General features: G+C 71.0%; 10 protein-coding genes and 1 pseudogene. 5 read left to right on the forward strand and 6 right to left on the reverse strand.

Annotated elements, in window-relative coordinates:
• The 4 genes and pseudogenes from N4P33_RS27995 to N4P33_RS28010 form a co-directional block, all read left to right on the forward strand.
• Nucleotides 1–208, forward strand: a pseudogene (locus tag N4P33_RS27995) (hypothetical protein); the annotation flags it as partial.
• Nucleotides 209–263: 55 nt separating this feature from the next.
• On the forward strand, nt 264–1,112 hold the full coding sequence (locus tag N4P33_RS28000; protein WP_260829600.1) for a DsbA family protein: 849 nt from the start codon (nt 264–266) through the stop codon (nt 1,110–1,112).
• Between the two features lie 131 nt (nt 1,113–1,243).
• Nucleotides 1,244–1,636: a hypothetical protein gene (locus tag N4P33_RS28005; protein WP_260829607.1), complete on the forward strand. Its 393-nt coding sequence runs from the start codon at nt 1,244–1,246 to the stop codon at nt 1,634–1,636.
• Between the two features lie 105 nt (nt 1,637–1,741).
• Nucleotides 1,742–3,424: an alkaline phosphatase gene (locus tag N4P33_RS28010; protein WP_260829609.1), complete on the forward strand. Its 1,683-nt coding sequence runs from the start codon at nt 1,742–1,744 to the stop codon at nt 3,422–3,424.
• Nucleotides 3,425–3,436: 12 nt separating this feature from the next.
• On the opposite strand, the gene N4P33_RS28015 is transcribed toward N4P33_RS28010, so the two are convergent.
• Entirely contained in the window at nt 3,437–4,012 is a 576-nt protein-coding gene (locus tag N4P33_RS28015; protein ID WP_260829610.1) for a dienelactone hydrolase family protein, read from the reverse strand.
• A 108-nt stretch (nt 4,013–4,120) separates the two neighbouring features.
• Between N4P33_RS28015 and N4P33_RS28020 the strand changes: the two genes are divergently transcribed.
• A complete protein-coding gene (locus N4P33_RS28020) occupies nt 4,121–5,236 on the forward strand; it encodes a mechanosensitive ion channel family protein (RefSeq protein ID WP_260829612.1) in 1,116 nt (371 codons plus the stop codon).
• Nucleotides 5,237–5,251: 15 nt separating this feature from the next.
• On the opposite strand, the gene N4P33_RS28025 is transcribed toward N4P33_RS28020, so the two are convergent.
• From N4P33_RS28025 to lspA, 5 genes are all read right to left on the reverse strand, one after another.
• Nucleotides 5,252–5,992: an SDR family NAD(P)-dependent oxidoreductase gene (locus N4P33_RS28025; protein ID WP_260829613.1), complete on the reverse strand. Its 741-nt coding sequence runs from the start codon at nt 5,990–5,992 to the stop codon at nt 5,252–5,254.
• Nucleotides 5,993–6,098: 106 nt separating this feature from the next.
• On the reverse strand, nt 6,099–7,685 hold the full coding sequence (locus N4P33_RS28030; protein ID WP_260829614.1) for a Na+/H+ antiporter: 1,587 nt from the start codon (nt 7,683–7,685) through the stop codon (nt 6,099–6,101).
• A gap of 85 nt (nt 7,686–7,770) precedes the next feature.
• Nucleotides 7,771–8,247, reverse strand: a complete 477-nt coding sequence (locus tag N4P33_RS28035; protein ID WP_260829615.1) for a GNAT family N-acetyltransferase — start codon at nt 8,245–8,247, stop codon at nt 7,771–7,773.
• The gene (locus tag N4P33_RS28040; protein WP_260829617.1) at nt 8,244–9,188 is read right to left on the reverse strand and encodes an RluA family pseudouridine synthase; all 945 of its coding nucleotides are present in this window, start codon (nt 9,186–9,188) and stop codon (nt 8,244–8,246) included. Before N4P33_RS28040 ends, N4P33_RS28035 begins: the two co-directional genes overlap by 4 nt.
• A 43-nt stretch (nt 9,189–9,231) precedes the next feature.
• On the reverse strand, nt 9,232–9,722 hold a 491-nt coding region (lspA, locus tag N4P33_RS28045), incomplete at its 5' end, for a signal peptidase II (protein WP_260829619.1).

The following is a 9,722-nucleotide window of genomic DNA, read 5'->3' on the forward strand; positions in this document are numbered from 1 at the left end:
CGAGCGGGCGCTGGCCCAGCTGCTGCGGGCGGTGGCGGCGACGACGTTCCGCCCGCTGCTCCTGGCGGTGGCGGCGATCTCGGCCCACGGGGCGCCTCGCGTCCACCGCCCGTCCCGCCCCGCGATCACCACGCCCACGGCCCGCCGCCTCCTCCTGGCCCACTCCCTCGGACGCCGGGGACCTCCGCGCTCGGTCACGTTCGCGTGACCTGACCCGAGCACGACAGTCCCCCTTACGTAACCGCATCCGTGGAGAACACCCCATGAGCAAGCGAAACAGCCAGGCAGCCAAGAACGCCGCCCGAGAGCGCCTGCGCGCGGAACGCGAACGCCAGGCCAAGCGCGAGAAGGCCAAGCGCCAGATCATCGTGGCCGGCTCGATCGTCGCCGTCCTGGCCATAGCAGGCGGCATCGGCTACGCGGTGGTCCAGGGCAACAAGCCCTCCGCCTGGGAGGCGGCGCTGGACGAGAAGGTCGTCGCGCCGGCCAACACCACCGGCAAGGACGGCACGACCGTGGTCCTCGGCAAGGACAGCGCGAAGAAGACGCTGAAGCTGTACGAGGACCCGCGCTGCCCGATCTGCGCCTCCTTCGAGCAGACCGTGGGCCCCACGCTCGACAAGGACCTCGACGCGGGCAAGTACAAGCTCCAGTTCGTCGGGGGCACGTTCCTCGACGGTGACACCGACGAGGACGGCAAGCTGGAGATCGGCTCCAACGGCGAAGGCTCCAAGAACGCGATGAGCGCCCTCGGAGCCGCGCTGAACGTGAGCCCCGAGGCGTTCCTGGAGTTCAAGACGGCCCTGTACTCGGCGGAGTTCCACCCCGCGGAGTCGGAGGACAAGCTCAAGGACGACGACTACCTCATCAAGATCGGCAACTCGGTCGACGCCCTGAAGAACAACAAGAAGTTCCAGGACGCCGTCAAGAACGGCACCTTCGACGCCTGGGCGCTGGCGATGTCCCAGACCTTCAACACCAACAAGGACGGCATCAACGGCACGCCGAGTCTGGTGATGGACGGCGAGAAGCTCACCGGCTCGGACGGACAGAACGCCCCGATGACCGCCGAGGAGTTCAAGGCGGCCATCGACAAGGCCCTCAAGTCCTGACCCCTTCCCTCAGGCCGCCGCCCCCACCGGGCGGCGGCCGAACCCGCCTGTCCGAAAAGATCTTTGACACGTGATCTTCCCCTGGCATATACATGCCACGACCATTTTTTCAGGCAAAAGGGGGAAGCAGCATGACTTCTCGCACTAAGACCGTGATGGGCTCGTTGCTCGCAGGCGCGGCGGCCGTCCTGTTCGCCGCCGGACCGGCAGCCGCGGGGACCGACGTGTACGTGGACACGACGGACCCGTTCAACAGTGCGGCAGCCGGCTTCAAGGCGGACGACGAGATATTCACCGTGTGCGACAACCGGGCCGACGGCATGCGGGCCAGTGGGCGCATCGGCTGGATCGACTCCAAGGCCTCGCACTGGATCCCGCTGGAGGACGCCAACGGCTCCGGCAATTCCTGTGCACGGAAGAACCTGGAGATCCCGGAGGGCGAGAAGGTCACCGTGCAGATCTGCGTCAGGAACGGGGCGAACGGCGACGAGAAGCACTGCGCCATCAAGCACGGTAAGGCGTAAGGCAGGCGCACCGGTCCCCTGCTGAGGAGACCGGTGACTGAAGAGCGGGCGAACTTTGGCGAGTTCGCCCGCTTCGGCATGTACCTGCCAGTAACCTGATCGGCTGTGACCAGTCGATACAGATCATCCGAGAGCTCCGTCTCCGCCACCGCGGACGTCAACTCCCTCACCCCGCGCCGCCGTACGGTCGTCAAGGCAGCCGCCGCCACCGCGGTGCTGGCCGGACCGCTCGCCGCCGCGCTGCCCGCCCGCGCCGCCACCGCCCAGGCGCCCGCCTTCCTGCACGGCGTGGCCTCCGGCGACCCCCTGCCGGACGGCATCCTGCTGTGGACCCGGGTGACGCCCACCCCGGAGGCCACCCCGGGCTCGGGCGCCGGTCCGGACACCGAGGTGAGCTGGACCGTCGCCCGGGACAAGGCGTTCACCGACATCGTCGCGCAGGGCTCCACCCTCGCCACCGCCGCCTCCGACCACACCGTCAAGGCGGACATCCGCGGCCTCAAGCCGGCCACCGACTACTGGTTCCGCTTCTCCGCCGGCGGCACCGACTCCCCCGTCGGCCGCACCCGCACCGCCCCGGCCGCCGACGCCGCCGTGACCGGCCTGCGCTTCGGCGTCGTCTCCTGCGCCAACTGGGAGGCCGGCCACTTCGCCGCGTACCGCCATCTCGCGGCCCGCGGCGACCTGGACGCCTGGCTGCATCTCGGCGACTACATCTACGAGTACGGCACCGGTCAGTACGGCACCCGCGGCACCGTCGTCCGCCCGCACAGCCCCGCCCACGAGATCGTCACCCTCGCCGACTACCGCCTGCGGCACGCCACCTACAAGACGGACCCCGACCTCCAGGCCCTGCACGCCAAGGCCCCGGTCATCGCGATATGGGACGACCACGAGTTCGCCAACGACACCTGGTCGGGCGGCGCGGAGAACCACACCGAGGGGGCCGAAGGCGCCTGGGCGGCCCGTCAGTCCGCCGCCAAGCAGGCCTACTTCGAGTGGATGCCGGTCCGCCCCGCGGTCGAGGGCACCACCTACCGCCGCCTGCGCTTCGGCAAGCTCGCCGACCTCTCGCTGCTGGACCTGCGCTCCTTCCGCTCCCAGCAGGTCTCCCTCGGCGACGGCGAGGTCGACGACCCGGACCGCACCCTCACCGGCCGCGCCCAGCTCGACTGGCTGAAGTCGGGCCTCGCCGCCTCCGACACCGCCTGGCGGCTGGTCGGCACCTCGGTGATGATCTCCCCGCTCGCCTTCGGCTCCCTCCCGGCGAGCATCCTCAAGCCCCTCGCGAAGCTCCTCGGCCTCCCCCAGGAGGGCCTCGCCCTCAACACCGACCAGTGGGACGGCTACACCGACGACCGCCGCGAGCTCCTCGCGCATCTGCGGGCCAACGCCATCCGCAACACGGTGTTCCTCACCGGCGACATCCACATGGCCTGGGCCAACGACGTGCCCGTCAACGCCGGTACGTACCCGCTGTCGGCGTCCGCCGCCACGGAGTTCGTCGTCACCTCGGTCACCTCCGACAACCTCGACGACATCGTGAAGGTCCCCGAGGGCACTGTCTCGACCGTCGCCTCCCCGCTGATCAAGGCCGCCAACCGGCACGTCCACTGGGTCGACACCGACCGCCACGGCTACGGCGTGCTGGACATCACCGCCGAGCGGGCGCAGATGGACTACTACGTCCTCTCCGGCCGTACGGCGACCGCCACCGCCGCGTGGGCCCGCTCGTACCGCACCCGCAGCGGCACGCAGAAGGTCGAGCGCAGCTACGACCCGGTGTGACGCCCGTCTGAGTCAGTCCTCCAGCGAGTCGAGGAAGCCGAGCGCCACCCGCCAGGTGGCCTCGGCGGCCTCCTCGTCGAAGTCCGGCAGGCCGGGGTCGGTGTAGAGGTGGCCGGCCCCGGCGTATCGGTACACCTCGACGTCCGCCCCGGCCCTGCGCATCTGCAGGTACCAGGCGCTCAGCCAGTCGTCCGTCTCGAACGGGTCCGGCTCGGCGACATGCAACTGCACCGGCAGCTCGTCCACCGAGGCGTTCGCCGCGATGTCCGACGTGCCGTGCAGAAGCAGCAGGCCGCGCGCCTTGTCGTCGCCGAGGGCCAGCGTCTGGGCGACGGAGGCGCCGAAGGAGAACCCGGCGTACACCAGCCCTCTGTCCGAGTAGGGCGCTGCGGCCAGCACGGCCCGCTTCAGCAGCTCGTCCTTGCCGGTCTCGTCCTTGTGGGCCATGCCCTCCTCGACCGTGTCGAACGTACGGCCCTCGAAGAGGTCGGGCGTGAACACCTCGTGTCCGGCCGCGCGCAGCCGGTCCGCGGCCTCCCGCACCGCGGGCCGGAGACCGTAGGTCGAGTGAAAGAGCATGATGTTCATGGTGACCATGGTGCCAGCCGGGTGTGACAGTGCCGGTGCGCGGCAGTACCCCGCACCCCGCGGAAGTCACATGTTCATACCCGGGCGTGGCCGGTTAGGTTCGCAGGCATGGATGACGTGCTTCGCCCGCTGATCGTGGTCGGCGGCTCGGTCGTGCTCACGCTGCTGCTCGGCTGGGCCACCGACATGCTGCTGCGCAAGGCCGACGAACGGCACCCCGAGACCCCCTTGTGGGGGCTGCTCCGCCGCGGTCGCATCCCCTACCAGCTGGTCCTGTGCGCGGCCCTGCTCAGAGGGTCGTACGTCGAGGCCCGGCTGTTCCCCGACCACCGGGTCGGCATCGGCCAGACCCTCACCCTGGTGCTGATCGGCTCGGCGGCCTGGCTGGTGATCCGTATCGCCGCGGCCGTGGTCGAGACGTCGTACACCCGCTACGCCAACGGCCGCGCCCACCGCGACCCGGCCAGGGTCCGCCGGGTGCGCACCCAGGTGACGCTGATCAGGCGGGTCGTCTCGGCGATCGTCGGCGTGGTCGCGGTGGCCTCGATGCTGCTGACCTTCCCGGCGATGCGCGCCGCCGGCGCCTCGCTGCTGGCCTCGGCCGGCATCCTCGGCATCGTCGCCGGTGTCGCCGCCCAGTCGACGCTGAGCAACATGTTCGCCGGGCTCCAGATCGCCTTCGGCGACATGGTGCGCATCGGGGACACCGTGGTGGTGGACGGCGAGTGGGGCACGGTCGAGGAGATCACCCTGACCTTCCTGACCGTCCGCACCTGGGACGAGCGCCGGATCACCATGCCGGTGTCGTACTTCACGTCCAAACCGTTCGAGAACTGGTCGCGCGGCACACCGCAGATGACCGGCATCGTCTACTGGCACCTCGACCACACCGCCCCGCTGGACGCGATGCGCGAGAAGCTCCGCGACATCGTGCGCGAGTGCCCGGCCTGGGACGGCCGCGCCTACGACCTCACCGTCACGGACACCACCCCCAACACCATGCAGGTGCGGGCCCTGGTGACGGCGAAGGACGCGGACGACATCTGGACGGTACGGGTCACGGTCCGCGAGCAGATGATCCGCTGGCTGGCCGACGAGCACCCCTACGCCCTGCCCCGCATCAACACGGCGGAGGCGGCCCTGCGGCGCGGGCTCGACGGCCACCGCCCCTCCCCGGACGGCGTTCCGACGGCGCGGCACGCGCAGGGACCTCTGGAGCAGTGAAGGTCCGGGCACCCGTCAGTGACCGCGCTCGGCGCCGCCGTTGACCTGGATGATCTGCGAGGTGATGTGCGCGGCGCCCGGGGAGGCCAGCCAGTGCAGGTTCGAGGCGATGTCCCCGGGCGTCCCGGCCCGCTTGTCGGAGGTCTCGGCGATCAGCTGCGCCCTCCGCTCCTCGTCCATGCCGTCGCCGAAGAACGCGGTGTCCTCGACATAGCCGGGCGCGACGACGTTCACGGTGATGCCGTGCGGGCCCAGCTGCCGGGCGAGGGCATGGGCGTACGGGTGCAGGCCCGCCTTGGCCGCCGCGTAGGCCACCTGGCCGGAACCGCGGTAGGCGGCGATGGAGCTGAGGAACAGCACCCGCCCGCCGGGTTCGGCGAGCCGGTCCCTGAGGGCCTCGGTGAGCAGGACGGCGGTCAGGAGGTTGAGCCGGAAGTTGACGGTCCAGTGCCGGGCGACGGCGTCCAGCGGATCGTCCCCGCCGACCGGCGGCTCCAGCAGCCCGTTGCCGCCCGCGCTGTGGATCAGCACGTCCACCGCGCCGAACTCCCGTGCCACGAACCCGGCCACCCCGCGCACGGCCTCCGGATCGGCCAGATCGGCGGCATAGGTGAGCGCCCCGGGCACCTTGGCCCGCTCCAGCACGTCCCCGCGCCGCCCGATCAGCAACACCTGATCCCCGTCAGCGGCAAACATCTGGGCAGCGGCCAGCCCGATCCCGGTACCGCCCCCACTGATCACAACGTTCCGAGTCATGAGGGCACCCTACGAACAGAAGGCCGCCGACGGCGTCCAGACCCCACGGGAAACGCCCACTTCCCGACCGACTGGAAACGGGCGGTACGCGGCTCGGAGAACAAACTCAACGCAAGCTCCGCACATCCAGATGCCGCAACACCCGGTCCACGACCTCCGGATCCGCCCCCGGCTCACTCCGCGCCGCCAGCACCTCATGCCGCGCAGCACTCAGCATCTCCCCCTCGATCCGCCGCACCCGCTTCACCCGCTGCGCCCGCTGCCGATACGCCTCCCGCCGCTCGTCCTCCGCCAGCTCCGGACTGATCCGCACCCCGATGTCGAAGGCCCGCCGCAGCATCTGCTCGGACAGCTCCTCCGGCAGCTCCTCCACCTGCTCGATCTCCCGCAGCTTCCGCTTCGCCGCCTTCGCCGCCCGCACCGCCAGCTGCCGTTCGAACTCCTGCTCCCGCTCGGTGTCGGCCTCCACCCCCAGCCGCTTCACCAGCCACGGCAGCGTCAGCCCCTGCAGCAGCAACGTCGTCATGATCACGCCGAACGCGATGAAGATGATCTCGTTCCGGTCAGGGAAGGGACCCCCCGCGTCCGTCTCCAGCGGAATCGCCAGGGCCAGCGCGACCGAGGCCACCCCGCGCATCCCCGCCCACCACATGACGACCGTCTCCCGCCAGCTGACCGGGATCTCCTCGTCGACGTCCCGCGCCGCGTGCAGCCGTTTCGTCAGCCAGGTCGCCGGCAGCAGCCACAGCAGCCGGACCAGGATCACCACGGCCACGATCGCCGCCGCCCAGCCGAGCAGCTCCCCCCAGCGCCCGGACGCCGTCCGGATCGCGTTGTGCAGCTCCAGCCCGACCAGCCCGAACGCGACCCCCGTGACCAGCGTGTCCACGATGTCCCAGAACGTGTGCCCGGCCAGCCGCGTCATCACATCGTCGGCGTCGGTGGCGTACTCCATCAGGAACAGCGCGGTGGTGAGCACCGCCAGCACCCCGGAGCCGTGCAGTTCCTCGGCGAGGACGTAACTGGCGTACGGCACGAGCAGGCTCAGCCCGATCTGCAGCGTCGGGTCGCCGAGCACGTCCATCAGTTTGTTGGCGCCCCAGCCCAGCGCGAGTCCGATCAGCACGGCGACGACGGCCGACAGCACCAGGTCGAGACCGGCGTCCCAGACGGAGAACGTGCCGCTCACGGCGGCGGCGATCGCCACGTGGTACAGGACGATCGCGGTGACGTCGTTGAACAGCCCCTCGCCCTCGAGGATCGACACCAGCCGGCGCGGCAGCCCCAGCTTCCCGGCGACCGCGGTGGCCGCCACCGGGTCGGGCGGCGCGACCAGCGCGCCGAGGGCCAGCGCGGCGGCGAGCGGCAGTCCCGGCACGATGGCGTGGGCGACGGTGGCGACGCACAGCATGGTGACGAAGACCAGCGCCACCGCCAGCAGGAAGATGGGTTTGATGTTCGCCGCGAACTGGCGCCACGAGGTGCGGCGTACGGCCGCGTACAGCAGGGGCGGCAGCAGCAGCGGAAGGATCAGATCGGGCGGGATGTCGACGTTCGGGACGAAGGGCAGCAGGGCCAGCACGATCCCGAGAACCGTCATCAGCACCGGCGCCGGCAGCCCAAGGCGGTCCCCCACCGGGACGCTCACCACGGCCCCGAGCAACAGGGCGAACAGCAGGGCCAACTGATCCACGGTCAGCGCTCCGGGAGGTCGACGGCAGGACGGCTGATCCCCAGCCTGCCACGCCGCCGCCCTCACCTGGGCGTTCGCGCCCCGGCTACAGAACGCGCCGCATGGCCCGGTGTGGTAGGCCCGCGTCCGGGAACTCCGGTCCGTACGCCGTGTACCCGAGCCGCTCGTAGAAGCCGAGGGCGTGGGTCTGCGCGTGCAGGTCGACGGCCGTGAGCCCCCGTGCGCGTGCCGCGTCCTCGACGGCACGCACCAGCGCCGCCCCGACGCCGAGCCCACGGGCCTCGCGCAGCACGGCGAGCCGCCCCAGAGCGCCCACGGACGCGTCCCCGCCGTTCTTCGCGGCGGCGGCCTCGCCGTGCAGCAGCCGCCCGGTGCCGAGCGGTACGCCGTCCTCCCGGACCGCCAGCAGATGTACGGCCCCGGCGTCGTACGCGTCGTACTCGATGTCCTCGGGGACGCCCTGCTCGGCGACGAAGACCTCCTTGCGCACCGCGAAGCACGCCTCGCGGTCGGCGCTCTCGCGCGCTTCCCGGACGACGTAGGCCGGGCTGGAAGGGCTCATGCGTAGGTCTCCTCGCGCACCTGGTCGAGCGCCTGCTGGAGGTCCTCGGGGTAGTCGCAGGAGAACTCGGCCCACTGGCCGTCGCCGGGGTGCTCGAAGCCGAGCCGCACCGCGTGCAGCCACTGGCGGGTGAGGCGGAGCCGCTTGGCGAGCGTGGGGTCCGCGCCGTAGGTCAGGTCGCCGACGCAGGGGTGGCGGTGGGCGGCCATGTGGACGCGGATCTGGTGGGTGCGGCCGGTCTCCAGCTTGACGTCGAGGAGGGAGGCGGCGCGGAAGGCCTCGATGAGGTCGTAGTGCGTGACGGACGGCTTGCCGTCGGCGGTGACCGCCCACTTGTAGTCGTGCTGCGGGTGGCGGCCGATGGGGGCGTCGATGGTGCCGCTGGTGGGGTCGGGGTGGCCCTGGACGAGCGTGTGGTAGCGCTTGTCGACCGTGCGCTCCTTGAACTGGCGCTTGAGCGAGGTGTACGCCCGCTCCGACTTGGCGACCACCATCAGGCCGGAGGTGCCGACGTCGAGGCGGTGCACGATGCCCTTGCGCTCGGCGGCGCCGGAGGTCGAGATGCGGTACCCGGCGGCGGCGAGACCCCCGATGACGGTGGGGCCGCTCCAGCCCGGCGAGGGGTGCGCGGCGACCCCGACCGGCTTGACGATCACGACGACGTCCTCGTCGTCGTGCACGATCTCCATGCCCTCGACCGGCTCGGCGACCACCTGCACCGGAGCGGGGGCCTGCGGCATCTCCACCTCGAGCCAGGCGCCGCCGCTGACCCGCTCGGACTTGCCGACCACCGATCCGTCGACCGTGACCTTCCCCGCCGCGGCCAGCTCGGCCGCCTTGGTACGGGAGAAGCCGAACATGCGGGAGATGGCGGCGTCGACGCGCTCGCCCTCCAGGCCGTCGGGCACGGGCAGGGTACGGATCTCGGGAATCGTGCTCACCCGTCGAGTATGCCGGACGGGTCGGACAACCCCGTACGCGCGTTCAGTCCTTGTGGACGGTGCCGTCCGGGTCGAGGCCGCGGAAGGACAGCAGCACGATCAGGATGCCGCCGCAGACGATCGCCGAGTCGGCGAGGTTGAACACCGCGAAGTGCTTGGGCGCGATGAAGTCGACCACCGCGCCCTTGAAGACGCCCGGGGAACGGAAGATCCGGTCCGTGAGGTTGCCGAGGGCGCCGCCGAGGAGCAGCCCGAGCGCGATCGCCCAGGGCAGGCTGTACAGCTTGCGGGCAAGCCGGACGATCACCACGATCACGGCGGCCGCGATCACGGTGAAGATCACGGTGAAGGCCTCGCCGAAGCCGAAGGCCGCGCCCGCGTTGCGGATCGCCTCGAAGCGCAGCCAGTCGCCGATGATCTCGATGGGCTCGTGGTGCTCCAGCTTGGCGACCACGATCATCTTGCTGATCAGGTCCAGGGCGTAGGCGAAGGCGGCGACGGCGAACAGCACGGCGATCCGCCGCTTGCCGCGTG

This window comes from Streptomyces sp. 15-116A (genome assembly GCF_025290915.1).
Classification (GTDB): Bacteria; Actinomycetota; Actinomycetes; order Streptomycetales; family Streptomycetaceae; genus Streptomyces.

Excerpts from the sequence above, each read along its gene's own strand:
- N4P33_RS28000 (WP_260829600.1), top strand. The coding sequence starts at position 264 with ATGAGCAAGCGAAACAGCCAGGCAGCCAAGAACGCCGCCCGAGAGCGC.
- N4P33_RS28005 (WP_260829607.1), top strand. The coding sequence starts at position 1,244 with ATGACTTCTCGCACTAAGACCGTGATGGGCTCGTTGCTCGCAGGCGCG.
- N4P33_RS28015 (WP_260829610.1), bottom strand. The coding sequence starts at position 4,012 with ATGAACATCATGCTCTTTCACTCGACCTACGGTCTCCGGCCCGCGGTG.
- N4P33_RS28020 (WP_260829612.1), top strand. The coding sequence starts at position 4,121 with ATGGATGACGTGCTTCGCCCGCTGATCGTGGTCGGCGGCTCGGTCGTG.
- N4P33_RS28025 (WP_260829613.1), bottom strand. The coding sequence starts at position 5,992 with ATGACTCGGAACGTTGTGATCAGTGGGGGCGGTACCGGGATCGGGCTG.
- N4P33_RS28035 (WP_260829615.1), bottom strand. The coding sequence starts at position 8,247 with ATGAGCCCTTCCAGCCCGGCCTACGTCGTCCGGGAAGCGCGCGAGAGC.